Origin of the sequence: Gulosibacter sediminis (assembly GCF_030011715.1) — a bacterium.
Lineage (GTDB): Bacteria > Actinomycetota > Actinomycetes > Actinomycetales > Microbacteriaceae > Gulosibacter > Gulosibacter sediminis.
Genome location: NZ_JASCYH010000012.1, coordinates 1 through 25,821, shown reverse-complemented (window position 1 = coordinate 25,821; position 25,821 = coordinate 1). Strand labels below are relative to the sequence as shown.

22 protein-coding genes and 2 tRNA genes are annotated in these 25,821 nt (G+C 64.2%); 6 read left to right on the top strand and 18 right to left on the bottom strand.

Features of this window, described 5'->3' with window-relative positions; genetic code table 11:
* Positions 1-3 precede the first annotated feature (3 nt).
* From QM019_RS05845 to QM019_RS05805, 9 genes are all read right to left on the bottom strand, one after another.
* Entirely contained in the window at positions 4-504 is a 501-nt protein-coding gene (locus tag QM019_RS05845) for a flavin reductase (RefSeq protein WP_282852245.1), read from the bottom strand.
* The gene (locus QM019_RS05840; RefSeq protein WP_282852244.1) at positions 501-821 is read right to left on the bottom strand and encodes an EthD family reductase; all 321 of its coding nucleotides are present in this window, start codon (positions 819-821) and stop codon (positions 501-503) included. The genes QM019_RS05845 and QM019_RS05840 overlap by 4 nt, the downstream gene beginning before the upstream one ends.
* 11 nt (positions 822-832) lie before the next feature.
* Positions 833-2,074 carry a styrene monooxygenase/indole monooxygenase family protein gene (locus QM019_RS05835; RefSeq protein ID WP_282852243.1) on the bottom strand — a complete coding sequence of 414 codons (1,242 nt, stop codon included), beginning with the start codon at positions 2,072-2,074 and terminating at the stop codon, positions 833-835.
* Positions 2,075-2,195: 121 nt separating this feature from the next.
* Positions 2,196-3,272, bottom strand: coding sequence for a C45 family autoproteolytic acyltransferase/hydrolase (locus QM019_RS05830; protein ID WP_282852241.1), 1,077 nt, complete (start codon positions 3,270-3,272; stop codon positions 2,196-2,198).
* Between the two features lie 154 nt (positions 3,273-3,426).
* Entirely contained in the window at positions 3,427-4,314 is an 888-nt protein-coding gene (locus QM019_RS05825; protein ID WP_282852240.1) for an aldo/keto reductase, read from the bottom strand.
* 22 nt (positions 4,315-4,336) lie between these two features.
* On the bottom strand, positions 4,337-5,017 hold the full coding sequence (locus QM019_RS05820; RefSeq protein WP_282852239.1) for a methionine ABC transporter permease: 681 nt from the start codon (positions 5,015-5,017) through the stop codon (positions 4,337-4,339).
* 2 nt (positions 5,018-5,019) lie between these two features.
* The gene (locus QM019_RS05815) at positions 5,020-6,081 is read right to left on the bottom strand and encodes a methionine ABC transporter ATP-binding protein (RefSeq protein WP_282852238.1); all 1,062 of its coding nucleotides are present in this window, start codon (positions 6,079-6,081) and stop codon (positions 5,020-5,022) included.
* Between the two features lie 92 nt (positions 6,082-6,173).
* Complete coding sequence (locus tag QM019_RS05810) at positions 6,174-7,082, bottom strand: MetQ/NlpA family ABC transporter substrate-binding protein (RefSeq protein WP_282825125.1); 909 nt, start codon at positions 7,080-7,082, stop codon at positions 6,174-6,176.
* A gap of 246 nt (positions 7,083-7,328) precedes the next feature.
* Positions 7,329-9,056, bottom strand: coding sequence for a glycerol-3-phosphate dehydrogenase/oxidase (locus tag QM019_RS05805; protein WP_282852237.1), 1,728 nt, complete (start codon positions 9,054-9,056; stop codon positions 7,329-7,331).
* Between the two features lie 122 nt (positions 9,057-9,178).
* Between QM019_RS05805 and QM019_RS05800 the strand changes: the two genes are divergently transcribed.
* Positions 9,179-9,721 (top strand): DUF937 domain-containing protein, encoded by a 543-nt coding sequence (locus QM019_RS05800; RefSeq protein WP_282852236.1) that lies wholly within the window; start codon positions 9,179-9,181, stop codon positions 9,719-9,721.
* A 472-nt stretch (positions 9,722-10,193) separates the two neighbouring features.
* On the opposite strand, the gene QM019_RS05795 is transcribed toward QM019_RS05800, so the two are convergent.
* The 9 genes from QM019_RS05795 to dnaA form a co-directional block, all read right to left on the bottom strand.
* Positions 10,194-10,266 (bottom strand) — tRNA-Ala (locus QM019_RS05795).
* Positions 10,267-10,295: 29 nt separating this feature from the next.
* Positions 10,296-10,369: transfer RNA gene (locus QM019_RS05790), tRNA-Ile, on the bottom strand.
* 57 nt (positions 10,370-10,426) lie between these two features.
* Complete coding sequence (locus tag QM019_RS05785) at positions 10,427-10,834, bottom strand: DUF3566 domain-containing protein (RefSeq protein ID WP_193128472.1); 408 nt, start codon at positions 10,832-10,834, stop codon at positions 10,427-10,429.
* Positions 10,835-10,845: 11 nt separating this feature from the next.
* Positions 10,846-13,461: a DNA gyrase subunit A gene (gene gyrA / locus QM019_RS05780; RefSeq protein ID WP_282852235.1), complete on the bottom strand. Its 2,616-nt coding sequence runs from the start codon at positions 13,459-13,461 to the stop codon at positions 10,846-10,848.
* 44 nt (positions 13,462-13,505) lie between these two features.
* Entirely contained in the window at positions 13,506-15,629 is a 2,124-nt protein-coding gene (gene gyrB, locus QM019_RS05775; protein ID WP_282852234.1) for a DNA topoisomerase (ATP-hydrolyzing) subunit B, read from the bottom strand.
* A gap of 107 nt (positions 15,630-15,736) precedes the next feature.
* Positions 15,737-16,243, bottom strand: coding sequence for a DciA family protein (locus QM019_RS05770; RefSeq protein ID WP_282852233.1), 507 nt, complete (start codon positions 16,241-16,243; stop codon positions 15,737-15,739).
* Positions 16,236-17,411, bottom strand: a complete 1,176-nt coding sequence (recF, locus tag QM019_RS05765; RefSeq protein ID WP_282852232.1) for a DNA replication/repair protein RecF — start codon at positions 17,409-17,411, stop codon at positions 16,236-16,238. The genes QM019_RS05770 and recF overlap by 8 nt, the downstream gene beginning before the upstream one ends.
* A 9-nt stretch (positions 17,412-17,420) precedes the next feature.
* A complete protein-coding gene (gene dnaN, locus QM019_RS05760) occupies positions 17,421-18,563 on the bottom strand; it encodes a DNA polymerase III subunit beta (protein WP_193128474.1) in 1,143 nt (380 codons plus the stop codon).
* Positions 18,564-19,047: 484 nt separating this feature from the next.
* Positions 19,048-20,586, bottom strand: a complete 1,539-nt coding sequence (dnaA, locus tag QM019_RS05755) for a chromosomal replication initiator protein DnaA (RefSeq protein ID WP_428831903.1) — start codon at positions 20,584-20,586, stop codon at positions 19,048-19,050.
* A 415-nt stretch (positions 20,587-21,001) separates the two neighbouring features.
* Here dnaA and rpmH point away from each other — a divergent pair, with 415 nt between their 5' ends.
* The 5 genes from rpmH to QM019_RS05730 all read left to right on the top strand — a co-directional run bounded on the left by rpmH (position 21,002) and on the right by QM019_RS05730 (position 23,565).
* Positions 21,002-21,139, top strand: coding sequence for a 50S ribosomal protein L34 (gene rpmH, locus QM019_RS05750; protein ID WP_125106538.1), 138 nt, complete (start codon positions 21,002-21,004; stop codon positions 21,137-21,139).
* A gap of 6 nt (positions 21,140-21,145) precedes the next feature.
* Positions 21,146-21,553: a ribonuclease P protein component gene (locus QM019_RS05745; RefSeq protein WP_282825073.1), complete on the top strand. Its 408-nt coding sequence runs from the start codon at positions 21,146-21,148 to the stop codon at positions 21,551-21,553.
* Positions 21,471-21,893, top strand: a complete 423-nt coding sequence (yidD, locus tag QM019_RS05740) for a membrane protein insertion efficiency factor YidD (RefSeq protein WP_345957143.1) — start codon at positions 21,471-21,473, stop codon at positions 21,891-21,893. The genes QM019_RS05745 and yidD overlap by 83 nt, the downstream gene beginning before the upstream one ends.
* Positions 21,890-22,867: a membrane protein insertase YidC gene (yidC, locus tag QM019_RS05735; RefSeq protein WP_282825070.1), complete on the top strand. Its 978-nt coding sequence runs from the start codon at positions 21,890-21,892 to the stop codon at positions 22,865-22,867. Before yidD ends, yidC begins: the two co-directional genes overlap by 4 nt.
* A gap of 113 nt (positions 22,868-22,980) precedes the next feature.
* Entirely contained in the window at positions 22,981-23,565 is a 585-nt protein-coding gene (locus tag QM019_RS05730) for a Jag family protein (protein WP_282852231.1), read from the top strand.
* Positions 23,566-25,821 lie beyond the last annotated feature (2,256 nt).

Here is a 25,821-nt window from a genome sequence, read left to right as displayed (position 1 = left end):
CCTCTAGAACGCGCTCGCACCGACCTGGTGAAAGTTGCGTGAATCGTATACGAGGCCACCGCTGCCCGAACGCGTGCGGAGCTCGTCGACGGCGACGAACAGCACCGAGTGAGTGCCGTGCTCGACGCGATCCACGATGGTGCCGGCGATCGCGACGCGAGCGTCGCGCAGGGTTGGCAGGCCGTCGAGCTCGCTCCAGATATCCCAGGTCAAACGCTCGTCCATGGATGCGCTCGTCAGGCCCGCGAAGTGCATCGCGAGCAACTCCTGGTTGCCGGTCAGCACGTTGACTGCGAGGCGCCCGTTGTCGACGAACGCATCGCGAGCGCGGCTCGTTCGATTGATGCAGACGATGACCGTGGCGGGGTCATCCGAGCCTCGACATACTGCACTCACCGTGAGGCCAAGCTTGCCGGCCGGACCGTCGGTCGAGATGATGTTCACCGCCGATGTGAGGTTCGACATCGCGCGCTTGAATTCGCGGATCGGGTCGGTCGCGGTCATGAGACTTCCCCCTCGCTCGCGGAATAATCAAGCACGACCGCGCCTCCCGTGGCGTAGTTCGGCACGTCAGCGCCGACGGCGCGACCCTCGGGCGACGACATGGCGGCCCGGAACGCGTCAACGTCATCGAACTCGGCCTCGAACAGCGCGAAGTAGGGGGCGGCGCTACCGTCTGCCTGGGGTGCAACCTCGGTCGTGTAACGCCACGAACGGAGGCCAGGCAGCTTGCGGGCGAGCGGTAGGTGGGTTGACTCGTAGTACTGAATAAACCCGGCCCGGTCGGCGGGTTCGGGATAGAGCACGAGAAGCTTGTACATGATGGTGTCCTTTACGCGGGCTGGGACGCGGCTTGCAGGATCGCTGCAGTGCGAGCATTCACTCGCTCCTGCGACGAAAGCAGATCAAGCTGTCGGGTCGGGTAGTTGAAGTTTTCGGTGAACTCGTCGGCGAGCGCCTTGTCGTGGGCCATCGCCGTAAAAAACTGGCCGATGCGCTCGTGGCCGGGAGTCGCGATCATCATGTTCACCCAGTCGTTCACGCCTTCGACGCGCTCGGCACGACGGCGCGCCACCTTGCGTAGGAAATGCTCGTCGTAGACGTCGTCTTCGGCGAACACCGCCGCCGTGTCCTTTGCCGAGTTGGCCGCGGCGTTGCCGCCCTGCGCGGTGACCGGGTCGACGGTGAGGTGCACGTCGCCGAGGGCGAGGAGGAACTTACCGTTCGGGAGCTGAATGTAGTCCTCGCGCAGCGACGGCGCGAACGCGCCTTGCAGCACATCCTTGTCGCTTGTGAGCTCGAACTTGTCGTGGTCGACCCGGTCGAAGACGGGCGGGTAGTGGGTCTCGAGCACGTCGAGGATGCGCTCGCGGAACCCCTCCGGGTCTTCGTGCTGCTTCTTTGAGTTGAGCACGTCTTGCGGGCCACCCGGCACGCTCTCAAAAAGTAGCGCGCTCACGCGACCCGCGTGGCTCCAGATCGGAATGACGAGGAGCTCGCCGACGCCAGGGACGATGTTGACCGCGACGCCAGCCGGATCGAGCTCGCGCACGCCACGCCACAGGCTCAGCGTGAGATGGCGCTGAGGCTTGCCGAACGGCGACTTGTCTTCGCGCTTCGGGAACATGGCGCCGATCTCGCCCTTGCCAGTCGAGACGACGACGAGGTCGTACTGCTCGGTCAGGGCTTCGATGTCGGGGCGGTCGAGCTCGCGGATAATGAGCTCTCCCCCACGCTTCTCGAACTCGCGCATGAGGCGGGGCAGGTAGATCCGGTAGTCGATGACGCGCGAGGGCATCGTGAAGTCGCCGTAGAACTCGCGGTCTTCGCCCCAACCGTTGTAGTGATAGTGGCGGTAGTAGTAGCCGTCCACGTCGGGCCAGTCGCCGATGCCGAGCTGATTCTCGATCGCCTGCGTCACGTGCATGTGCGAGACGCTGTTCATGATGCGGCCGTCAAAGACGTCCTGCGCTGTGCGATTCGTGAAGATCGTCACCTCTTTGCCCTGCTGCAGCAGGTGCAGCCCGGGGTGCAGGCCGGCCACCCCGGCGCCGACGATTGCGATGTGCGACATGAGTTCACTCCCTTGAGAACGTGTGCGGTGTCGGCCGCGCTGCGGTGCGCGGGTCGACGTGCTCTCAAGCTATTTGCCGCGGAGGCGGTTTGCGGCGGGATTCGTTTTTTGGATAGTCGACCTACCCACCGAACACCCGCAACGTGCCCTCCGTCACCCCCGCAGGCAGCCCCGTCTGCCAGTGCAGCTCGCCGGTTCCCGGCACCATGGCGATCGTGATCAGGGTTTCCCAGCGGTCGGCGAGGTGCGGGGAGTCGGCCGGGCGCATGCACACTGGCGCGGCGGCTCCCGCGTCGCCGCACATCGCGCGGGCGAGTTCGGCGGCGTCGCGCGCGGCCGCGACGCCCGGGGCGACGGAACGCAGGTGGGCGAGTCGAACATCCGTCGTTGACTGCGTGGAGGCCGCGTCGCCGGCGGCGAGGGCCGGGTGGAGGAAGTGATTCGTGTGGGCGAGCAGCCCGCCCTCGCCCCGCACGAGCGCGACGCCGGCGGGTGAGAGCTCGATGCTCGCGGCGTCTCCCTCGGCCTTCGCCGCGCTCGGCGCCTCGAGCACCGTCAGCACGGTCGAGGCGCTGAGCGGCGCGCTCTCGGCGATGGCGAGGGCCTGCTCGACGGTGTCGGCCTCCTCGAGGATGCGCCGGGCGACCGCGTGCACCGGCACGCCTCTTCCGCGGGCATCCGACTCGTGGCTGAGGATGTTGAAGAACAGCGCGAGGTTCCCCGCCGCGCCGATCTTGCCGAGCATCCCCGTCTCGGTGAAGGTGCGTACCTGTCGGTCGTTCACCGTTGCCGAGAGCAGCACCGTGTCGGGCACCAGCTCGGCATGCCAGTCCCACGTCTGCACTCCCGACGGGCCGGTCGCTGCGAGCCGCACGAGGGTCGAGCATTCGAGCGCGTCGTTCGGCGCGTACGCGAGCACTTCGGTGCGTGCCGTCAGCGCCGCGAGATCGGTGAGGCTCGCGCCCGAGCCGGCGGCAAGGCCGCGCAGTTCGTCGGCCTGCGTCGGCGCCCATGCGTCGAGTGCCTCAAACGACTCCTGAGCGACGCGGGTCACCGTCTCGGCGTCGACGCCAAGCTCGCCGAATGCCCACAGGTATCGAGCCGTGTTCGCACGAATCTGTTCGGCGAGCGCGCGGCCATACTCCTCGCCGCGGGCGAATGGTTCGGTCGCAAGCAACCGCAGTTCGTGGATGTGCATCAGTTAGCTGCTTCGTTCGTGTGGTTCTCGGGCTCCGAGTGCGTCAACCTGCTCGTCGAACTAGTAGGGGGACGCCGGCCCCGTGATGGCGCCAGCGTCCCCCTGCCTATTTCGGTCGAGTATCGAGCCTCGACCTTGGGCCGCTAAGCCCGAGCTACGAGTTGTCGATCGTCGCCGTGACCGTCGTCGTGTCGAACGTGGCCGGGTCGGCGCCGCCGCGCTCGCCGGTGTCGAGGGCGTTGATCGACTCAACCTCGTCGGCGGAGAGCTCGAAGTCGAACACGTTGAAGTTCTCGACAATGCGGCTCGCGGTCACCGACTTCGGAATCGCGGCGTTGCCGACCTGCAGGTGCCAGCGAAGCACGACCTGCGCCGCCGTCTTGCCGTGGGCCTCGGCGGCCGCGGTGATGGCGGGGTCGGTGAAGATGTCGCGACCGGTCGAGTTCTTCTCGCCGTAGCGGTCGGCCCCACCGAGCGGCGACCAGGCCTGCGTGACGATGCCGTGCTGCGCGTCGTACTGACGCACCTCGGGCTGCGAGAAGTAGGGGTGCAGCTCGACCTGGTTCAGGGCCGGCGTCACCTGGGCGTGCTCGCCGAGGCGGTCGAGCAGCTCTCCGTTGAAGTTGCAGACACCGATGGCGCGGGCTCGACCCGACTCGAGGATGCCCTCGAGGGTCTGCCAGGCCTTGATGGCGCGGTCGAACTCGTCGGGCCCGGGCCAGTGCAGCAGATAGAGGTCGACGTAGTCGGTGCCGAGGCGGCGCAGGCTCGCGTCGAAAGCGGTCTGGGCATCCTCGTAGTCGCTGATCCAGAGCTTCGTCGTGACGAAGACGTGGTCGCGGGGCAGGCCCGCGGCCGCGAGACCCGCGCCGACCTCGCGCTCGTTGCCGTAGATCGCGGCGGTGTCGAGCAGGCGGTAGCCGGTGCGCAGCGCCGTCTCGACGGCCTCCTGCGTCTCCTCCGGCTTCGAGCGGAACACGCCGAAACCGAGGGCTGGCATTTCGATGCCGTTGTTCAGGGTGATGGTGGGTTGCGAAGTCATATCGCTCCTTCCGAGTAGGTCACTAACGGCGCATGACGCGGCGGGCGAGCCAGTTGCCGAGCATCTGGACGATCTGCACGACAATCACGATGACGATCACCGCTGCCCACGTCACGAGCGGGTTGAACTGACGATAGCCGTACTGCAGTGCGAAGTTACCGAGACCGCTACCGCCGACGACGCCGGCCATCGCTGACATATCGATCACGGCGACGAAGGCGAAGGTGTAGCCGAGAATCATCGGACCGAGGCCCTCGGGAATCACGACCGTGAGTAGCGTGCGCATGCGGCTCGCACCGGAGGCGCGCGCGGCCTCGACGACGCCCGGTGGCACCGTCACGAGGCTCTGCTCGACGAGTCGGGCGATGCCGAAGGTCGCGGCGAAGGCCATCGCAAACATCGCCATCGGCTCACCGATGCCGACACCAATGGTGAGGCGAGCGAGCGGCTGCAGCGCCGCGAGCAAGATGATGAAGGGGATGGGCCGGAAGAAGTTCACGAGCAGATTCAGCACGTTGAACACGGTCCGCTGGGCGAGGATGTTACCCGGTCGCGTCGCGTAGAGGAACACGCCGATGATCAGGCCAAAAATGCCACCGACGACCATCGCGACGGCAACGAGGAAAAGCGTGAGCGCGAGCTGCTCCGGCAGATCCGGCAATAGCTCAATGAGGCGATCGAAGTCGGCATCTTGATGCAGCATGTCTACTCACCCACCCGTTCGTTCGAGGCCGGGGCGTCGGGAATCTCCGTCACCTCGGCGAGTTCGCGTACGCCCGCGATCGCCGCGGCGATCTGCGCATCCGTGCCGTGCAGGGCGAAGGTGAGGTGACCGAACAGGCGGCCCGTGATCTCGTGCATCCCGCCGAACACCAGCTCGGCCTCGACGCCCGCGCGCACCAGCCGCCCAAGCACCTCGTGCTGCGAGGCGCGCTCGTCGGTCACCGAGATGGTGATGAGCTTGCCCTGGTGACGGGCCCGAATCGCATCGAGCTCCTTCCCCTCGGGCACCTGCGGCACGACCGACGAAACAAAGTTCTTCGTGGCGGCATGCTCCGGGTTCGAGAACACCCGGTAGAGCTCGCCGTGCTCGACGACCTTGCCGTGCTCCATCACCGCGACGTGGGTAGCCAAGCGTTTGATGACGTCCATCTCGTGAGTAATCACGACGATGGTGATGCCAAGCTCGCGATTCACGCGCTCGAGCAGATCGAGCACATCGGAGGTGGTCTGCGGGTCGAGGGCGCTCGTCGACTCGTCGGCGAGCAGGATCTTCGGCGAGGTCGACAGGGCACGGGCGATGCCGACGCGCTGCTTCTGTCCGCCCGAGAGTTGGTCGGGGTAGGCCTTCGCGCGGGCCCCGAGACCGACGAAGTCGAGCAGCTCGGCGACGCGCTTGTCGCGCGCCTCCTTCTCGATGCCCGCAATTTTCATCGGGAACGCGACGTTGCCCGCCACGTTGCGCGAGTTGAAGAGGTTGAACTGCTGAAAGATCATGCCGATCTCGGTGCGCACCTTCTGCAGCTTGCTCTCGGAGAGCCCGACGATCTCGTCGCCGTCGATCTCGATCGAGCCCGAGCTCGTCGGCTCGAGGGCGTTGATCAGGCGCACGAGCGTCGACTTACCGGCGCCCGAGTAGCCGATGACGCCGTAAATGCTGCCGCGCTCGATATCGAGGCTGACGCCGTCGACGGCGCGCACCGGCGCATCCTTTCGCGAGGCCGCGGGGTATTCCTTGACGACGTCACGCAAGCGAATCATCGACATGCTTCGTCCTTTCCGTGGCCGACAGGCCGAAACGCGCGTGAGCGCGCACCCCTGAAATTTAGAGGTACGCGCTCACGGTCGCAAGCCTGTGGCTAGCCTTCGGCCTTAATGTCTTCCTCGACCTGGTCGAGCTGCGTCTGCAGGTCTTCCTTCGAGGTGGTGAGCATCTCGGCGGTTCCGCCCGAGTTGTCGAGCACGCCCTGCTGCACGTCTTCGTTGGTCTGGTAGATCTCAACGAGCTTGTTGAGCGTGGGGTTGTCGACGTCGTCGGCGCGCGACGCGAAGATGTTCGCGTAGGCGAGGGCGGCGGGGTCGCTCGGGTCGTCCTGCGCGATCGCGTCGTCGGCGTTGAGGCCGGCGTCAGCGATGAAGTCGTTGTTGATGATGGCGGCGTCGAAGTCCTGCAGCGAGTTCGCGAGCAGCGAGGCCTCGAGCTCCTTCACCGACACCTTCGAGTTCTCGGTGACGATGTCGTCGAGGGTCGAGAAGGCGTTGCCGCCGTCCTTGAGCTCGATCAGGCCGGCCGACTGCAGCACGAGCAGCGCGCGTGCGCGGTTCGTTTCGTCGTTCGGCACACCGACGGTGCCACCCTCGGGAATCGCGTCGACCGAGTCGTACTTGTCCGAGTAGAGACCGAGCGGGTAGATCGCGGTTGCGCCGATGGCGGCGAGGTCGTCGCCGGCCTCGACGTTGTAGTTCGCGAGGTAGAGGATGTGCTGGAACTGGTTGAGGTCAACCTCGCCCGCCGAGAGGGCGGGGTTCGGCTGGTTGTAGTCGGTGAAGTCGACGAGCTCAACCTCGATGCCCTCGGCCGAGGCGGCATCGACGTAGGTCTGCCAGTACTCGTCGGAGGCGCCGACGACGCCGATCTTGACGGTCTGGCCTGCGTAGGGGTCATCACCCGACGCAGCGGGGCTGTCGCTGCCACCCGCGCAAGCGCTGAGGCTAGCGGCGAGTGCGAGCGCACCGGCGGCGGCAAGCCAGTTACGAAGTCGTGCCATGAGGAGAAGTCCTTTCGGGAGGTCTGCGCACGAGCCTACTGGCTGAGTGTTCGCTGAATGAGGCTCGGTTCACGCGCCGTAATATTTGCGCGCGTGAAGTTAGGTTTACCTAAGTTGATTGCGCGCCAGGGTGGCAGCGAAAGGACGTCATGAGCGACGTTCGGGTTCTGCCCGCCCCGCCGGTACAGGACGGTGACCACTTCGACAACCTCCCGAGCAAGTGGCGAACCACGGGTGTCACGATTCTCAGGGTTGGGCGAGCGGTACTGCATCGGCATAGCGCGCCACGGCCGCCGCATCCGTCGCCTCGTGCGTCGCGAGGTCGTAGGCCGCCGCGTTTGCACGGTAGGCCCCGAGTTCCTGCGCCATCTGGTCGGGTGACCAGCCGAGCTCGGATCCGACGATCTCGGCGACCTCCTCCGCGGCGCGGCCAGCGTGCTCGGCGAACTCGTAGCTCATGCGCGTGCGACGCTCCATGACGTCGTCGAGGTGCAGCGCCCCCTCATAGCGGGCCGCGAAGATGATCTCGGCGCGAATATAGGCGGGCGCGCCCGCGACCAGCACGGCGGCGCCGGGTACCTCGTCGCAGATCGCGGCGATGACATTGATCTCGGCGCCGTAGCGGTGCACCAGGTGCTTCGCGACCGCCGGAGCGAGGCCGTGCTTGCGGGCGAGCGCCCGCGCGGTTTCGATCGCGACTCGGCTGCCGACCGCGCCAACGAGCGGCGTCGTCGCCGTGACGCTCGGGGTCGTCTTCGCCGCTGAGCCGAGGGCGAAGTCGACCGCATCCTCGGCCATGACGCGATAGGTCGTGAGCTTGCCCCCCGCGATCGACACGAGCCCCGGGGTCGGCGACGCGACAGTGTGCTCGCGCGATACCTTTGCGGATGCGGTGCCGACCTTCGTGCCTGGCTGCAGCAGCGGCCGCAGGCCCGCCCACGTGCCCACCACATCCGCGCGGCTGATCGGCTGCTCGAGCACCTTGTTTGCCTCGGCGATGACGTAGTCGATGTCGGTGCTCGTCGGCACGGGCAGACGGCGGTCCTCGTTCCAGGGCGTGTCGGTTGTGCCGATCAGCCAATAACGCGACCAGGGAATCACGAACAGCACGCTCTTCTCGGTTTGCAGAATCAGCCCCGACTTGCCGCTGAGACGATCGCGCGGCACGACGATGTGGATGCCCTTTGAGGCGAGCACGCGCAGCCCGCCTGCGCCCGCGAGCTGTTGCGTTTCTTCGGTCCAGACGCCGGTCGCGCTGATGACCTTCTTCGCGCGCGCCGTGAAGTGCCGCCCCGACTCGAGGTCAATCAAGTTGGCGCCGACAACCGCGCCGGCCTCGTTCTGCACGAGCTCGGTCACCTGCACGCGCGACGCCGCGTGCGCGCCGTGCCCGGCGGCGCTGCGCATCAGCGTCGTGACCAAACGCGCGTCGTCGACCGACGCATCCCAATACTGAATCGCCCCAGCCAGCGCATCGCGGCGCAACGAGGGGAAGCGCTTGCGCAGGCCCTTTCGGCTGAAGTGCCGGTGCCACGGCAGGCGCCGGCGGCCCGGGCCGAGCATCGCGAGCAGGTCGTAGAGCATGATGCCCGCGCCAACGTAGGCGCGCTCGAGCACGGGCGTCTTGAGCGGGTAGAGGAAGGGCACCGGCCGCACGAGGTGTGGGACGAGCTTGGTGAGCAGCAGGTCGCGTTCGGTGAGGGCCTCGTGCACGAGCTTGAAGTCGAGCATCTGCAGGTAGCGCAGGCCGCCGTGGAGGAGCTTGCTTGAGCGACTCGACGTGCCCGAGGCCCAGTCCTGTGCCTCGACGATGCCGGTCGTGAGGCCGCGGCTCGCCGCATCCATGGCAATGCCAGCGCCGGTCACGCCCCCGCCGATCACGAGGATGTCGAGCTCGTCGCCGCCGGCGCCCGATTCGCTGAGCGCCTCGATGGCATCGCGCCGCGAGGCCGGGTCCATGCGCAAGCCGGTCATGAACGTGTCTCCTTCGCCGTCTTGCTATTCATCAAACGACGGATGTGGTGCTCGGTGCAAGCGCGAGCTGTTCTCAGCCGCGCGGTGCAGACTCTGGGAAACCCTCGAGAGAAAGCATGATCATGGCCGATATCTCCGCGATCCTCAACGATCTTCCCGTCAACGACCTCGCCCAACGGGTAGGCGCATCGCCCGACGACGTGCAGCGCGCCCTCGGCGACCTGCTGCCCTCACTCGTCGGCGGCATGCAGGCAAACGCGCAGGCGCCCACGGGCGCCGCATCCCTCGCCTCGGCCCTCGAGCAGCACGTCGACGGCGCCCAGGCGGTCGACGACGTCGACGAAGCCGACGGCGAGAAGATTGCCGCGCACGTCTTCGGCGGCGAGCAGGATGCGGTGGTGGCCAAGGTCGCCGAGCACTCCGGTAACGACAAGGGTCTCATTCAGAAGCTGCTGCCGCTCGTCGCGCCCCTCGTGATGGCGTGGATCGCGAGCCGCTTCACGAAGGCCAACGAGGCGAAGAAGGAGGCCTCGACCGAGTCGTCGGGTGGCGGCCTCGGCGACATCCTCGGCCAGGTGCTTGGCGGCGGCTCGGGCTCGTCGGGCGGAGGGCTCGGCGGCATCCTCGACTCGCTCGGTGGGCTGCTCGGGGGCGGGCGGAAGTAGGGCGCCGGCCCACGTGCGAGTGAGTGGGTTGACGCGGTCGAGGTGTAGCTCACCCGGTGGGTCCCCCTGAGAGCGAGTGTTCCGGAGCGATTTCGACGCCTGGCACGACGTACTTAATTGCTATCTCCACGTATCGAGGCTCCCGGCGAGACCATGCGGTCCTGGGATGCGGGTATCGACGTGATCATGAACGCGTTTTGGGGTCGGGCTGACCCTTTTGCAGGCCCATCGAACTCTGCCCGATCACGTTACGAACCGAGGTGGAATCGTCGTGGGCAACCATGTTCAACCCGAGCACATGCCCAGCCAATGACTTCCGTCAGGCAACCTCGCGCGAGCTCCGGCCCCGCGATGTTGTCCGGGCTATTCGTGTCCTCTCTGGGGGTTGCGAACACGGCGCCACACCGCGTCTCACGGCTTGGCTGGTGAAAGAAGAAGTCCGCTTCAGAAAACTGAAGCGGACTTCCGCGGGTGGAGCCTAGGAGATTCGAACTCCTGACATCCTGCTTGCAAAGCAGGCGCTCTACCAACTGAGCTAAGGCCCCGGATGCGTTGAGTTGATCAACAACACCGGTGGGGCTACAAGGACTTGAACCTTGGACCTCTTCGTTATCAGCGAAGCGCTCTAACCGCCTGAGCTATAGCCCCGTTTGCTCGTAGAACCCTCAACGGGTTCTCGGCACGAACAACGACATTACCACAAACCTAGTTGTTCGTGAAACCCATCACGATGCCACCGGTAAGGCGACACGCGAGGTTGAGCAACAGGGTGCCGACCGCCGCGAGGGCCGTCAAGACGACCACCTGCAGCACGGCGATCACGACTGAGAACCCGAGCACGCCACCGAAGTTGACGAAGGTCTCAACGGTGACCTTTTCGCTGCCGGTCACGTCGTTGAGCAGGTTGTTGATCGACTCCATCACGCCGGTGTTCGCGAGCACGGTCCACGCGAGCACGGCGGCGACGATGGTGACAATGCCGAGGCAGAGGGTCAGCAGGAAGGTGAGCTTAACGACCGACCAAACATCGACCTGCATCAGACGCAGGCGGACCTGCTTCTTCGAGGTGCGGCGTTCGGACTTCTTGGCCAGCTTGTCTGCGACTGAGGTCATGATGTCCGATCCTACTGCTCGTCGGATTCAGGCGCCGCATTGGTGTCTGAGTCCTCCGATGCAACTACGGCATCCGACTCAGCCACAACATCCGCCTGTGCCTCGTCGTTCTCGCCCTCAGCGTCCTCAGCGTCGGCGTCGAGCCCGAGGTCGCGCTCGGAGTTGCGCGCCATGCCGAGGATGTGGTCGCCGGCTCCGTGGCGGGCGAACACGACCCCCATAGTGTCGCGACCCTTCGCGGGCACCTCCGACACGTTCGAGCGCACGACCTTGCCCGAGTTGAGAATGACGAGCACCTCGTCGTTCTCGTGCACGAGCATGGCGCCGGCGAGGTGACCGCGATCGTCCGACTGCTTCATCACCTTGATGCCGAGGCCGCCACGGCCCTGGATGCGATAGTCGTTCACCGCGGTGCGCTTCGCGTAGCCGCCCTCGGTGATCGTGAACACGAAGAGATCCTCGTCGGCGGCGACCGCCGCGTTGATGAGGTAGTCGCTGCCGCGGAACGACATACCCTTCACGCCCGAGGTGTCACGGCCCATCGGGCGCAGCTGCTCGTCATCGGCGATGAAGTGCAGCGACTGGCCCTCGTGCGAGAACAGGAAGATGTGGTCGCCATGCTTGATCGTCATGGCCGACACAAGCTCGTCGCCGTCGCGCAGCTTGATCGCGATGATGCCAGCCTGGCGGTTCGTGTCGTAGAGCGAGAGGTCGCTCTTCTTAATGAGACCGTTGCGCGTCGCGAGCACGAGGTAGTCGTCTTCCTCGTAGTTGCTCAGGTCGAGGATCTGCGCGACCTGCTCGTCGGGCTGAAGCGGCAGCAGGTTCGCGATGTGCTGGCCCTTTGAGTCGCGGCCGGCCTCGAGCAGCTCGTAGCACTTCGTGCGGTACACACGACCGAACGTCGTGAAGAACAGCAGCCAGTGGTGCGTCGTCGTGACAAAGAAGTGCTCGACGATGTCATCGGCCTTGAGCTGCGCGCCGCGCACGCCCTTGCCGCCACGGCGCTGCGAGCGGTAGTTGTCGCTGCGCGTGCGCTTGATGTAGCCGTCGCGCGTGACGGTGACGACCATTTCCTCAACCGGGATCAGGTCTTCATCGGTCACGTCGCCGTTGAAGCCACGGATGATCTCGGTGCGGCGGTCGTCGCCGTAGCGGCGCACGATCTCGCCGAGCTCGTCAGAGATGATCTGGCGCTGCTGCTCGGGCGAAGCAAGAATGGCCTTGTACTCGAGGATCATCTTCTCGAGGCGCTCGGCCTCGTCGGTGATCTTCTGGCGCTCGAGCGCGGCGAGGCGGCGCAGCTGGAGGTTGAGGATCGCCGACGCCTGAATCTCGTCGACGTCGAGCAGCTCCATGAGGCCGGTGCGCGCGACCTCAACGGTAGCCGAGCGGCGGATGAGCGCGATGACCTCGTCGAGCGCATCGAGCGCCGTGAGGTAACCACGCAGCACGTGCACTTCTTCTTCGGCCTTGCGCAGGCGGTACTCGGTGCGGCGCACGATAACCTCGACCTGGTGCGCCACCCAGTGGTGGATGAACCCGTCGAGCGAGAGCGTGCGGGGCGCGCCATCGACGATCGCGAGCATGTTCGCGCCGAAGGTGTCCTGCAACTGCGTGTGCTTGTAGAGGTTGTTGAGCACAACCTTCGCGACGGCATCGCGCTTGAGCACGATGACGAGGCGCTGACCGGTGTGGCCCGAGGTTTCGTCGCGGATGTCGGCGATGCCCTGCAGCTTGCCCTCGCGCACCATCTCGGCCATGCGGTTCGCGAGATTGTCGGGGTTCACCTGGTAGGGCAGCTCGGTGACGACGAGGCAGGTGCGGTTACCGATCTCCTCGACGTTGACGACCGCACGCATCGTGATCGAGCCACGGCCGGTGCGGTACGCCTCCTGGATGCCCTTGGTGCCCAGAATCTGGGCGCCGGTCGGGAAGTCGGGGCCCTGGATGCGCTCCATGAGCGCCTCGAGCAGCTCCTCGCGCGTGGCGTCGGGATGCTCGAGCGCCCAGAGCGCGCCGTCGGCGACCTCGCGGAGGTTGTGCGGCGGAATCTTCGTCGCCATTCCGACGGCAATACCCTCGGAGCCGTTGACGAGGAGGTTCGGGAAGCGCGCGGGGAGCACGGTCGGCTCCTGCGTCTGCCCGTCGTAGTTGTCCATGAAGTCGACGGTGTCTTCTTCAATGTCGCGCACCATCTCGAGCGCGAGCGGCGCCATCTTCGTCTCGGTGTACCGGGGCGCTGCGGCGCCGTCGTTACCGGCCGAACCGAAGTTGCCCTGACCCTGCGCGAGCGGGTAGCGCAGCGACCACGGCTGCACGAGGCGCACGAGGGTGTCGTAGATCGCCGAGTCGCCGTGCGGGTGGTACTGACCCATGACGTCGCCGACAACGCGAGCGCACTTCGAGAACGACTTGTCGGGGCGGTAGCCGCCGTCGTACATGCCGTAAATCACACGACGGTGCACCGGCTTGAGGCCGTCACGCACCTCGGGCAGCGCGCGGCCCACGATCACGCTCATCGCGTAGTCGAGGTACGAGCGCTGCATTTCGAGCTGGAGATCGACCTTCTCGACGTGGCCGCCGGTGGTCGGAGTCTCGTTGGTGGTATTGGTTTCGTCAGCCATTCGTTCTTACTTCGCTGCCTAAATATGTGAAGAGCGCGAGGCGCTTAGATGTCGAGGAAGCGCACGTCGTGCGCGTTGCGCTGGATGAACGTGCGTCGCGACTCGACGTCCTCGCCCATGAGCGTCGAGAACACCTCGTCAGCAGCCTCCGCGTCGGCCATCGTGACCTGGCGCAGGGTGCGCGTCTCAGGGTTCATCGTCGTGTCCCAGAGCTCGTTGTAGTTCATCTCGCCGAGGCCCTTGTAGCGCTGAATCGCGTTGTCCTTCGGCAGGCGGCGGCCGCCGGCGCGGCCCTGCGAAATGAGCGCATCCCGCTCTTCGTCGGAGTACGCGTACTCGTGCGCCGCGTTCGTCCACTTGAGGCGGTAGAGCGGCGGCGAGGCGAGGTAGACGAAGCCGGCATCGATGAGCGGCTGCATGAACCGGAACAACACCGTGAGCAGCAGCGTCGTGATGTGCTGGCCGTCGACATCGGCGTCGGCCATGAGAATCACCTTGTGATACCGGGCCTTCTCGACGTCAAAGTCGTCGCCGATGCCGGTACCAAACGCCGTGATCATCGACTGAATCTCGGTGTTCTGCAGCGCGCGGTCGAGACGCGCCTTTTCGACATTGAGCACCTTGCCGCGCAGCGGCAAAATCGCCTGCGTGCGCGGGTTACGACCCTGCACCGCCGAGCCACCTGCCGAATCACCCTCGACCATGAAGATCTCGGACTCGTTGGGGTTGCGTGAGGTGCAGTCACGAAGCTTGCCTGGCATGCCACTCGACTCGAGCAGGCCCTTGCGGCGGGTCTGCTCGCGCGCGCGGCGGGCGGCGAGACGTGCAGCGGATGCCTGAGTCGCCTTGCGAATGACCTCGCGGGCCTGTTGCGGGTTGCGATCGAGCCACTCCTGCAGCCCCTGGTTCATGACGCGCTGCACATACGACTTCGCCTCGGTGTTGCCGAGCTTCATCTTCGTCTGGCCCTCGAACTGCGGTTCGCCGAGCTTCACCGAGATGATCGCGGCGAGGCCCTCGCGGACATCCTCACCGGAGAGGTTCTCGTCCTTCTCCTTGAGCAGGCCCTTGTCGCGGGCGTAGCGGTTCATCGCCGTGGTGAGCGCGGCGCGGAAGCCCTCGAGGTGCGTGCCGCCCTCGCGGGTATTGATCGTGTTCGCGAACGAGTGCACCGACTCGCTGTACGCCTCGGTCCACTGCATCGCGATCTCAACCGAGATGGTCGCCTCGGTGTCTTCCTCGACCATGTCGATGATCTCGGGGTGCACCGCCTCGACCTTCTTGCGCTTCACAAGGTGCTCGACGTAGTCGACGAGGCCGCGGTCGTACTTGAAGACCTGCTTGCGGTGCTTGTGCTCAGTCTCCACCGGCGTCGTCTCAGCGTCGGGCTCGCCGACCTGCTCGTCGGGAGCCTGCACGACAGCTTCTTCGGCGCCATCCGAGTCGCTCGGCTCAAGCACCTCGTGCACCTGCGTCATTCCCTCGGTCAGCGTGGCCGGGTCGCGCTCATCGGTGAGCGTGATGCTGAGGCCGCGGTTGAGGAACGCCATCTGCTGGAAGCGCGTGCGCAGCGTCTCCCAGTCGAACTCGGTCGTCTCGAAAATCTCACCGTTCGGGTAGAACGTGATGCGGGTGCCGGTGACGTCGGTCTCGGCGCCCTCTTGAATGGCGCCCTGCGGCACACCGTTTGCGAATTCCATGTGCCACTCGTGGCCATCGCGCGACACATCGGCGAGAAAGCGCGTCGAAAGCGCGTTCACGACCGACGAGCCGACGCCGTGCAGACCGCCCGAAACGGCGTAACCGCCGCCACCGAACTTGCCGCCGGCGTGGAGCTTCGTGAGCACGACCTCGAGCGTCGAAACGCCCTCGACGGGGTGCGTTTCCACCGGAATACCGCGGCCGTTGTCGACAACGGTGACACCGCCGTCGGCGCGAAGCGTGACCTGAATGTCGTCGCAGTAGCCCGCAAGCGACTCATCAACGGAGTTGTCGACGATCTCGTACACCAGGTGGTGCAGGCCGTCGGGGCCCGTCGAGCCGATGTACATACCCGGACGCTTCCGCACCGCCTCGAGACCCTCGAGAACCTGGATCTGACCAGCTCCATAGTCGTGTTCGACGCGGCCGGTCGTGGATCCGTGCGGGTTTGCCCCAGTATCCGTCATTCGGACTCCTCAGTTTTTACTTCGCAGACGTTCCATTCTAGCAAGGGATTGCCGGATTCGCCGTTATTTGGCGATCTGCGGGCTTTTCCCCCCACGCTCGTGGTTACCTACCCATAGGTGTCTCGAGGCCCTCGACCCGGCACAGAACGATTTCCGTGTCGCCAAGACGGCGCCCCGGGGTTCAAAAACTTGATATCGGTGAGCTCGACCTCGGGCACGGCAGCTCGGATGCGCCCGAGCAGTTCGCCACGAATCGATCGCAACTGCGTGGCCCAGGCCGTCGAATCGCACTGCACGAGCAGCACGCCCTCCTCGACGAACAGCGGTTTGGTGTGCGCGGCTGTGCGCTGACCGGCAAAATTCTCCCACTCGTCGATGAGCCGAGCCTGAGCGAGGGGCGTCTGCCAATCAAATTGCGCGAAGAGCTGGCTCAGCACCGCGCCGGTCGACTGCGGGTCGCGCTTCGGGCCGAAGGGGAGTTGCTCGGCCTGCGCATCCTTCGACTCGGGCGTCGACGCGCCCCGGCCGCGCAGCAGACGGCGGGGAATCTTGTGGCCTCCGAAGACCTCCTTGCAACGCAGCCAGACGAGCGTCGATTCGCTGAACTCAGCCATCGGTTTCGCCGTTCGCGATCGTGCCGGCCTCGATGCGAATCGTGTCGTGCCGCAGCGCCTCGGGCAGGTCGGTGACGACGGCGCAGGTGATGAGCACCTGCTCGAAGTCGTGCACCGCGTTCGCGAGGCGGGAGCGGCGGGCGCCGTCGAGCTCGGCAAACACGTCGTCAAGAATGAGCACGGGGTCGCCGGTCTTCGATTCCTCGCGGATGAGCTGGGCCGCCGCGAGCTTGAGCGCGAGGGCGAACGACCACGATTCGCCGTGGCTTGCGGTGATGCGCGCCGGCAGCCCGTTGAGCCAGAACGTCGCGTCGTCGCGGTGCGGGCCGACGAGCGTGACGCCGCGCTCGAGCTCGCGCGAGCGCGCATCCGTCAGCCGGGTGCGGAATCGTTCGGCGATGTCGTCGACGGTGAGCACCGCGCCGATCTCTTCGCCCTCGCCGTCGCCATCCATGTGCCGGCCGGTGTCGGCGAGCGCGCTGACCCGCATCGAGATGCTCGCGCCGTGGTCGGCCTCGACGAGGGTCGCGTAGGCGCGCGCGAGGTGGGGGCGTAGACGGTCAACGAGGGCGAGCCGTTGCGCGACAATTTTTGTGCCGAGCTCGATGAGCTGGTCGTCCCAGATGTCGAGCGTCGTGAGCTGCTCGGTGCCGAGCCGCTGTTGCCGGCCCGATTTCAGCAGCGAATTGCGCTGGCGCAGCACCCGCTCGTACTTCGAGATCGTTTCGCCGAACCGCGGGGAGTGCGTTATGAGGAGCTGGTCAAGCAGCTCCCGGCGCTGACCCGGGTCGCCGCGCACGAGCGATAAGTCCTCGGGCGCGAACACAACGGTGGTAAAGAATCGTGCGAGCTCACGGGTCTTCACCGCATGTCCGCGCACTCGTGGCTTGTTGCTGCCCGACTTCGCGATCTCGACATCGATGCTGAGCTCGCGCTCACCGTGACGCAATTCGGCGCGGACGATGCTGCCGTCCTCTCCGAAACGCACGAGCGCCGCATCCGACGAGACCCGGTGCGACTTCAGCGTGCCGAGGTAGGCAATGGCCTCGACCAGATTCGTCTTGCCCTGGCCGTTCGCGCCCTCGAACACCTGGATACCCGGGTGCAGCTCGAGTTCGGCGGTGCGGTAATTCCGAAAATTCCGCAGGCTCAGGTGGGTGACGTGCACGATGCGCCGTTAGCGCATAAGCAGGTTCGGCTGCAGCAGGTAGCGGAAGGTGTCGGTGGCGGCGGCCTCGTCGAGCGAGGTCTGGCCGGTGAGCAGCACGGGGCCAGGCTTGTTCGGGTTGTCGTTGTTCGTGAAGGCAATCTTCACAAACGCCGAGTGGATCGCGCCGACGCCCTCAAGCAGGAACTGCGGTTTGAGTGAAACGACAATTCCCTCGCCCTGCAGGTTGATGCTGAGCTCTTCGGCGCCGGCAGCCTGCTCGGCGCCAACCGCGTCAAGCTTGAGGCCCTCGTCCGAGAAGCTGAAGCGCAGGGCCTGCTCACGCTCGAGCACGAGCTGCATGCGACGAACCGCGTCGATGACATCGCTGCCCTGCAACACCGCGAAGTGCGGGGTTTCGGCGGGGAAGAGTCGCGATACGGCGGGGAAGTTGCCCTTGATGAGCAGCGACGTGACGGTGCGGCCATCGGCGGTGAATGCGATGAGCTGGCGGTCGCCTTCGCTCACGAGCGTGATGACCACCTCGTCGGCGTGCGCGAATGACTTGCCGACCTCGCCGAGGGTGCGCGAGGGAACAAGTGCCTGGTCGCCCTCAGCAAAGTTGCTCTGCCATTCGATTTCCCGTACCGCGACGCGGTAGCGGTCGGTCGCGACGAGCTGCAGCTGCGTCGGCGAGAACGTGAGGTGCACACCGGTGATGACCGGGGCGACATCTTCGCGGGATGCGGCGACGACGACCTGGCTGATGGCCTCCGAGAAGTCGGCGCCCGAGACGACACCCGAGGTGCCCTCGATCGTCGGAAGTGCTGGGAACTCCTCGATCGGCATCGTCGGCAATGTGAAGTTTGTGCGACCACAGGTGATCGTGATGCCGCGGTCGTCGCGCTCGACCTGCACCGGGGCATCCGGCAGTCGGCTGGCGATATCGGCGAGAAGGCGACCCTGCACGAGTACTGCGCCCGACTCGTCGACGGTCGCGTCGATCGAGGTGCGGCTCGAAACTTCGTAGTCAAACGTCGAAAGCTGCAGCGTGCTGCCGCTGGTCTCGAGCACGACACCGCTGAGGATCGGCAAAGTGGGGCGCTGAGGGAGGAGCTTGACGACAAACGACACGGCGTCGCTAAACATGTCGCGATTGACTTCAAACTTCACTGGCGATTCCTCCATGGCTCGGCGGGGATTCAATGCTAGCGGGTTGCGGTGGCATCTTCCTCTCGGCGGCTCTTCGGGTTCGAGGGCCCGAACGACAAAATGTCACGAGCGGATTTTTCTAGGTAGAGAGATCTGTCTTCTCACTCTTAACAGTTGTGGAGAATGTGGATAACTCTGTGGTCAACTGATTTCCGTAGGGAACTACATCGCTGAAACTTGTGATTCTCGAGTGGATGGAAAGTGGACGGCATCCCCAGATTGTCGCGTACTGACGCGGATCTCCACAGGCCCGTCCGCTGCGTGCACAGTTTGTCCACTGCCACGATGGCGAATTCCACAAGTTATCCACAGATCGTGGAAATTGCATTGTCCACGGCTTATCCACGCACTATTCACGGGCTTTTCCACAGAGTTATCCACAGGCTATGGAAACGACGATGCGCTCGATCTGCGGTGGCCGCCATCGAGCGCATTGAGCGTGGAGTTACCGTGCGCTGGGTTGGCGAATCCTCGAGGTGAGTTCGGTGACCTGGTTGAAGATCGAACGGTCTTCGGTCATGAGCTTCGTGATCTTGCGGTGGGCATACATGACGGTGGTGTGGTCTCGGCCGCCGAAGAGTTGACCGATCTTCGGAAGCGAGAGGTTCGTCATCTCGCGACAGAGGTACATAGCGATCTGCCGGCTCGTGGCGATGGCCTGCGAGCGACTCGAGCCATAGAGGTCCTCCACGGTGAGGTGGAAGTAATCCGCAGTCTCTCGAATGATGTCCTGTGGCGAGATGACATTCGGCTCTCGGTTCGTGATCAGGTCCTTGAGCACTGTCGTCACGAGATTCAGGTCGATCGCCTGCTGGTTCAGGTTCGCGAAGGCCGTGACGCGGATGAGCGTGCCCTCGAGTTCGCGGATGGAGCTCGTGACGTGCACTGCGATGAACTCGAGCACCTCATTCGACAGCTCGAGCTGGTCGGCTTCGGCCTTCTTGCGCAGAATCGCAATGCGCGTCTCGAGATCCGGCGACTGCACGTCGGTGATGAGGCCCCACTCGAAGCGGGAGCGCATCCGATCTTCAAAGCCTGTCAGCTGCTTCGGCGGCACGTCGGAGGTGATGACCACCTGCTTGTTGTGCTCGTGCAGCGTGTTGAACGTGTGAAAGAAGGTCTCCATCGTCGAGTCCTTGCCCTGCAAGAACTGGATGTCGTCGATGAGCAGGATGTCGTTGTTGCGGTAGCGCTGGTGGAACTCTGCCGAGCGGTTCATCGAAATCGAGTTGATGAAGTCGTTCGTGAATTCCTCGCTCGACACGTAGCGAACCTTGATGCCGGGGTACATGTCCTGGGCATAGTGGCCGATGGCGTGGAGCAGGTGGGTCTTGCCCAGCCCGGAATCACCGTAGATAAAGAGGGGGTTGTATGCCCGAGCCGGAGTCTCGGCGACTGCCACGGCCGCCGCGTGGGCGAATCGGTTTGATCCGCCGATGATGAAGTTTTCGAAGATGTACTTCGGGTTGAGGCGCGAGTCGCCGTCGGGCTGGGTCGCGTTAGGGTCGTGATACGGGGCAGCGGCTTCGATCCCGTGGCTGATCGCGGGCGTCGCCTCAGCCTGTGGATAACCGGTGGAGAAACTCGAGAATCGGTCCTCATACGGCGCCGTTCGTTGCATCGTTGCGGCCTGCTCCATAGGCGCCTCGGCGGGGAGCGGGGTTTCATAGACCGTCGTGTCGGCCGGAGGGGTCGGCTCCGAGTTCGGATTGACCACGATCGCAAAGTTGCGAACCCCCTCGGCTGCCGGAGTGGCGGCGATGGCTTCGAGCAGGTAGGCGCGACCGCGCTGTTCGATCTGCGAGCGAGTGAGATCGTTCGGCACCTCGAGGTAAATTGTGCCGTCCATCACGCCTTTTGCCTGCACCAGGCCGAAGTAGCCGCGCATGGATTGGGGCATGTCGAGGTTGCCTCGAAGCGTCGTGAAGAGGTCTGTCCAGACTTCCGTCACAGCTTGCGTCACGTGTGACTTCCTTCCGGTGATAGATCTCGACTACTTCATGGCTCACAGAACAGCGGGCATGCTGCCGCACGACCGCACCTTCTGTGCGCGCCGTGCCACCCTGCACCTCGATCGTCTCGCACGGGACCCGCATTTGCAAAGTTATCCACAGGCTGTGTGGAAAACTGTGAGTTATGAGGCCGGTGCGCAATCGTGCGCGACAGATACGCCACTCTAAACCACGAATGGACACCGAGGCGAACCAGCGCTACCAGGATATTGTCATTTCCGGCGAGTCGCCCCAGGCAAACCCGGTCATCGTGGTAGCTCGCCTACATACGCGGCGAGATCAACCTTGACCTGAGGCTTGAACGTGGCGTAATCTGATCCAGTTATGCCCGCATCCGGGCCTTGTTTCGCTGCCCCACAGCCTAGGGCCTCGATCAGGAGATTTTTTATGTCGAAGCGTACTTTCCAGCCCAACAACCGCCGCCGCGCCAAGAAGCACGGCTTCCGCGCCCGCATGCGCACCCGCGCCGGCCGTGCCATTGTCGCGGCACGCCGCTCGAAGGGCCGCAAGGTCCTCTCGGCGTAGTCCCCGGTGCTTGCTCGGCAGAACAAAGTCACTAGCGGAGCCGACTACCGTCGCATCTCCCGCCGTGGCCGTCGAGCTGCCGCATCCGGACTTATCGCGATTGGCGAAGCCAACCGCGACGCAGCCTCACCCACCCGCTTTGGTTTCATCATCACCAAGCGGGTGGGTGTCGCTGTTGTACGCAATCACACGCGTCGCCGGCTCAAGGGCATTGCGCTCGAGCTCCTCACCCTGGTCCCCACCGGGGCTTCGTTCGTGATTCGCGTTTTTCCCGAGGCCTCGAGCTTCAGCTACGAGCAGCTGCGCGCTGAAACACGGCGCGCGGTGTTGCATGCGGCCGACAAGCTTGGCCTTGTTGCGGCAGACGTTACTGACGACGCCGAATTCTGCAGTTGCGCCGATGGCGCCGACTGATCGACCGTCAATGATGCGACGAGTCCTGCACAACATTGCACTCATCCCACGCAATCTCGGGATCGTGCTGCTCCTGCTCTATCGCCGCTTCATCTCGCCGATCTACGGGGATGTCTGCCGGTACTACCCAACCTGTTCCGCGTATGGTTTAGAGGCAGTGCAGGTGTATGGCCTGGTGCGAGGGAGCTGGATGGCGGCTCGTCGGATCATGCGATGCCACCCCTGGGCGAAGCCGGACTTTGATTACGTCCCGGAGCCCAAACGACCCTTCCCGATTCGACGCACCAAGTTTGGGTTCGTCGTGTCTGATTTGCAAATGAAAGGCGAAGACGCTCGATGAACATCTTCGACATTATTATCTGGCCGTTGCGGTGGGTGATTGAGCTCATCCTCGTCGGTGCGCACACCGCGTGGACAGCTCTCGGCCTGCCAGAGGACAGCGGCTGGACATGGGTGCTGTCGATCATGATCATCGTGCTTGTCGTCCGCTCGGCGATGATCCCGCTCATGGTCCGGCAGATCAAGTCGATGCGCGGCATGATGGAGCTGCAGCCTGAACTCAAGAAGATTCAGGACAAGTACAAGGGCAAGCGCGACCAGTTCTCGCAGCAGGCCATGCAGCAAGAGACCATGGCGCTCTACAAGAAGCACGGCTCGAGCCCGCTCTCGAGCTGCTGGCCGATGCTCATCCAGATGCCGATCTTCTTCTCGCTGTATCGCGTGCTGAACACCGCGAACCACAGTGAGGCCGGCGTTGGCCTTATGAGCCAGGACCACGCCGTGCTGCTCGCGAACTCCGAAATTTTCGGGGCACCGCTGAGCTCGATTCTGTCGCAGGCCAACGGCAACACGAACATCATCGTCGTCGCGATCGTGCTCATCGTGCTCATGGTCGGTACGCAGTTCTTCACACAGCGCCAGATCACCTCGCAGAACATCTCGGAGGCCGCGAAGGCTTCGCCGATGTTCCGTCAGCAGCAGATGCTCATGTACTTGCTGCCGCTCGTCATGGCGGTTTCGGGCTTCATGTTCCCGATCGGCCTCATGGTTTACTGGCTGCTTACGAACATCTGGACCACCGGTCAGCAGTGGTGGACCATCCGCAACATGCCGACTCCTGGTTCGGACGCGTACAAGAAGCGCGTCGAGCGTCTCAAGGAAAAGGGCAAGTGGGACGACCACCCCGACAACCCCGCCAACCGCATCGTGCGCGACGGTAAGACGCAGCGTCAGCTCGAGCTCGAGGCGCAGGAAAACGGCGGGCAGCGACAGCAGCCGGTGTCGAAGAATCGCAAGAAGAAAAAGAAGAAGTAGGTAGTAGCGATACGGTGCACGGGCATCGAGCCAGCGAGGTTCGGTGCCCGTTTGCACATGTACGGGCGGATGCGCGATTACCGGTAATCTGGGGTGCTGAGAGAAGGAATGCAATGAGCGCCAATGACATGACTGACCACGACGTCGTCGAAGACGAGCGTGTCGAATCCGTCACGGTTGACGAAGACGTGATTGACGACGACGTCACCGACGAGGCCGTCACCGATGACGACGCCACCGACGAGGGTGATCGCGACGAGGGCGACATCGCTGCGGACTTTATCGAAGAGCTCCTCGACATCGCTGACATCGACGGCGACCTCGACATCGACGTGACCGGAGGCCGCACCTACATTTCGGTGACCGCCGACGGTGAGAGCAATCTCGACCGCCTCGCATCCCCCGAGGTGGTGGATGCGCTGCAGCAGCTCACCCGCCTCGCCGTGCAGGCAGAGACCGGTGTGTTCTCACGGTTGATTCTGGATGTGGGCGGCTCGCGGGATGCGCGTCGCAACGAGCTGCAGAGCCTGGTCTCGCGCGCGATCGAGCGAATCGAGGATGGTGCCGCTTCGGCAGCCCTTCCGCCGATGTCGTCGTACGAGCGCAAGATCGTGCATGACATCGCATCGGAGCGCGGCTACAACTCCGAGAGCGAGGGCGAAGGTCGCAAGCGTCACACGGTGTTGCGCGCGAACTAGGCTGTTCGAGTTTTTCAGACGCGGGTCGTCGACGTTGCTCGGCGGCCCGCGTACTTGTTTTCCGTGCAATTCTTGCGCTGCATAGATGAGCATCGATGTCGATTTGCTGCGTCACCCAGGAGCGCTCAGATTGTGATGCGTTCCGCATTGCTGTCAGTCTGGGATGGGGTGGGAATGCTCCGACATGGGCGTGCTGGCGCGGAAGTTGGTCGCTGCATGCCCAAGTAGTGGTGGACAGTCGCAATTCGAGTCGGGGTGACATCCATGAAATTACGCTGATGCGATTCTGACGATGCCGGTTCTAGGTCGATTTGGCCGGCGTGGGGCGCTTGAATACGCGGAACTGATAGTGCGTGTGTCGGTCTGCCCGCCCCCAGGGAGACGATCGAACTTCCGGCACCTCGCTATCGGAGCTGGCCCTGGTTTCACGTGAAACGAGGACACTGGTGCGGGCGAAGTGGCTCAGTCTCGCGAAGCGTCCGTGTTCGTGGACTCGCACACCACTCTAGGGGAGGCTGAAGGTCGTGGCCCGTTCGTCAGCGGGTCTGACTCGCTTCCCCGCCTTGGCCGGGAGTTCGGTTCCACGTGAAACGGCTGGCGGCGGCCGCGTGTTCGCGCGTCGAGCTCGAGTGAGGCGGGTGCGGCAGTGCGAAGGCGTGGGTGATCAGGAGCACCAAGCACAGCTCGACTGAGCCACATGGTGCTGCGGCCCGCACGCGAGTGCACAGACGACGTGCTGCATTCCCCGTGCTCGCGAGTTTTACGAGTGTTGGATCTCGGTCTCGGGAGCGCTGCGCAAACGGAGGTTCGCACATTTGAACAGGCAACGTGTTGAACACTAGGCATCGCAGCCGGCGAGCAGCTGCGGTGCTGGGGGTGGCCATTGATGCTGATACGAAGCGCGTGCTTGGTTTCACGTGAAACGGGGTCGATCCGCGTGGGCGATCGCACTCTCAGTGAGTGAGGCTGGGTCGAAACTGTGGGGTCAAGGTTCTGCGAGAGCCGTGTGAGCACTGAAGTAGCCTGCAGAAGCCGCGGGAGTAAGGCAGGTGACTGATGTCCATCTCAAAGTTCGTGCTGCGTTTCACGTGAGACTGCGCTCAGCTGCCCGGTTGATACACGCTGCAGCGAGTTGGGCAGCGTCGAAATCGTGGCAGACGCGTTATCGAGGGTGGGTTGGGAACTGACTAGGCAGTTTGAACGTGGAGTGGCGGGTGTGGGATTGGTCATTCTGCGAAACATTCTCTCAGTTTCGTGTGGAACGCAGGCAATCTCACGCGCCGCGAGGCGTGGACCCATCGGGATGTGCGCTTCGTGGTGGCTGACTCCGTTGATAGAGAACCCTCATCGTGCGCCGAAGCTCGCGGCGGGAGGAAGGCGTCGTTCTGATTACATGCATCAGGGGCAGTGGCGGTGGGAGCGGGCGTTGGAACGGCAAGCTGGATTCAACTTGAGGAGGGTGGCTAGTTTCACGTAAACGGGGCCATCATCTGTTCGATAGAACTGCGCTTCGTCGGGCTGATCGTTGATTGGCAAGGCAACTGGTGTGCCTACGGAGTGTGTTGCTCGTGAGCCATGATTCGGTCCCCCACCGGAGACCAAAACGTCGGCGATTCGTGGCGCTGTTGCTGTCCTATGTCGTGAAAGTCCTGGGTTTCACGTGAAACGGGCTCCGCCGAGGAGTGCTGGAATCATGGAGTCGGTATGAGGTGGTGGTGAGAGGACGGCCATGTTCCGTGCTCCTTGACTCGCCAATCTGGAGGGAGGGCGCACATATGCCGCGTCCTGCGTGTTTTGATTGCTCGGCGGGGGTTGATTCATCGCGGATGGGCGTGGTTTCACGTGAAACGCCAATCCACTACCCCGGGCCCGGCGTCGGTGGGGTCGTGAATACTGCCCTGCGCGGGCGAGGACTGGATTCTGAGTGGCTCCGCGATAGCTCCCTGGGTCACCAGCTTGATCGAGGCGGCTGGGTTGTCGAGCCGATTCGCGATGGATCGATTGCATTGTTTGAAGTGTTGTTGGTTTCACGTGAAACGCGTGATTCGCATTGCATGAGCCTCAGACTTCTATGGGCCGCATTCGTAACTCCAATGTGTCCTCGCGGATAACGCACGCCTCCTCGACAACGGGTCAAGTCCCCGGAAGTGGTGTAGCTCGGGTTCCTTCGATTTGTTGATGGTTAGGCGCTGAGTTCGAGGACGATGTCGGTGTTCACCTCGCTTCCTGCGTCGGTGAGAAGGGTGAGGCGGCTCT

Excerpts from the sequence above, each read along its gene's own strand:
- QM019_RS05845 (WP_282852245.1), bottom strand. The coding sequence starts at position 504 with ATGACCGCGACCGACCCGATCCGCGAATTCAAGCGCGCGATGTCGAAC.
- QM019_RS05840 (WP_282852244.1), bottom strand. The coding sequence starts at position 821 with ATGTACAAGCTTCTCGTGCTCTATCCCGAACCCGCCGACCGGGCCGGG.
- QM019_RS05835 (WP_282852243.1), bottom strand. The coding sequence starts at position 2,074 with ATGTCGCACATCGCAATCGTCGGCGCCGGGGTGGCCGGCCTGCACCCC.
- QM019_RS05830 (WP_282852241.1), bottom strand. The coding sequence starts at position 3,272 with ATGCACATCCACGAACTGCGGTTGCTTGCGACCGAACCATTCGCCCGC.
- QM019_RS05825 (WP_282852240.1), bottom strand. The coding sequence starts at position 4,314 with ATGACTTCGCAACCCACCATCACCCTGAACAACGGCATCGAAATGCCA.
- QM019_RS05820 (WP_282852239.1), bottom strand. The coding sequence starts at position 5,017 with ATGCTGCATCAAGATGCCGACTTCGATCGCCTCATTGAGCTATTGCCG.
- QM019_RS05815 (WP_282852238.1), bottom strand. The coding sequence starts at position 6,081 with ATGTCGATGATTCGCTTGCGTGACGTCGTCAAGGAATACCCCGCGGCC.
- QM019_RS05810 (WP_282825125.1), bottom strand. The coding sequence starts at position 7,082 with ATGGCACGACTTCGTAACTGGCTTGCCGCCGCCGGTGCGCTCGCACTC.
- QM019_RS05805 (WP_282852237.1), bottom strand. The coding sequence starts at position 9,056 with ATGACCGGCTTGCGCATGGACCCGGCCTCGCGGCGCGATGCCATCGAG.
- QM019_RS05800 (WP_282852236.1), top strand. The coding sequence starts at position 9,179 with ATGGCCGATATCTCCGCGATCCTCAACGATCTTCCCGTCAACGACCTC.
- QM019_RS05785 (WP_193128472.1), bottom strand. The coding sequence starts at position 10,834 with ATGACCTCAGTCGCAGACAAGCTGGCCAAGAAGTCCGAACGCCGCACC.
- gyrA (WP_282852235.1), bottom strand. The coding sequence starts at position 13,461 with ATGGCTGACGAAACCAATACCACCAACGAGACTCCGACCACCGGCGGC.
- gyrB (WP_282852234.1), bottom strand. The coding sequence starts at position 15,629 with ATGACGGATACTGGGGCAAACCCGCACGGATCCACGACCGGCCGCGTC.
- QM019_RS05770 (WP_282852233.1), bottom strand. The coding sequence starts at position 16,243 with ATGGCTGAGTTCAGCGAATCGACGCTCGTCTGGCTGCGTTGCAAGGAG.
- rpmH (WP_125106538.1), top strand. The coding sequence starts at position 21,002 with ATGTCGAAGCGTACTTTCCAGCCCAACAACCGCCGCCGCGCCAAGAAG.
- yidD (WP_345957143.1), top strand. The coding sequence starts at position 21,471 with ATGCGGCCGACAAGCTTGGCCTTGTTGCGGCAGACGTTACTGACGACG.
- yidC (WP_282825070.1), top strand. The coding sequence starts at position 21,890 with ATGAACATCTTCGACATTATTATCTGGCCGTTGCGGTGGGTGATTGAG.
- QM019_RS05730 (WP_282852231.1), top strand. The coding sequence starts at position 22,981 with ATGAGCGCCAATGACATGACTGACCACGACGTCGTCGAAGACGAGCGT.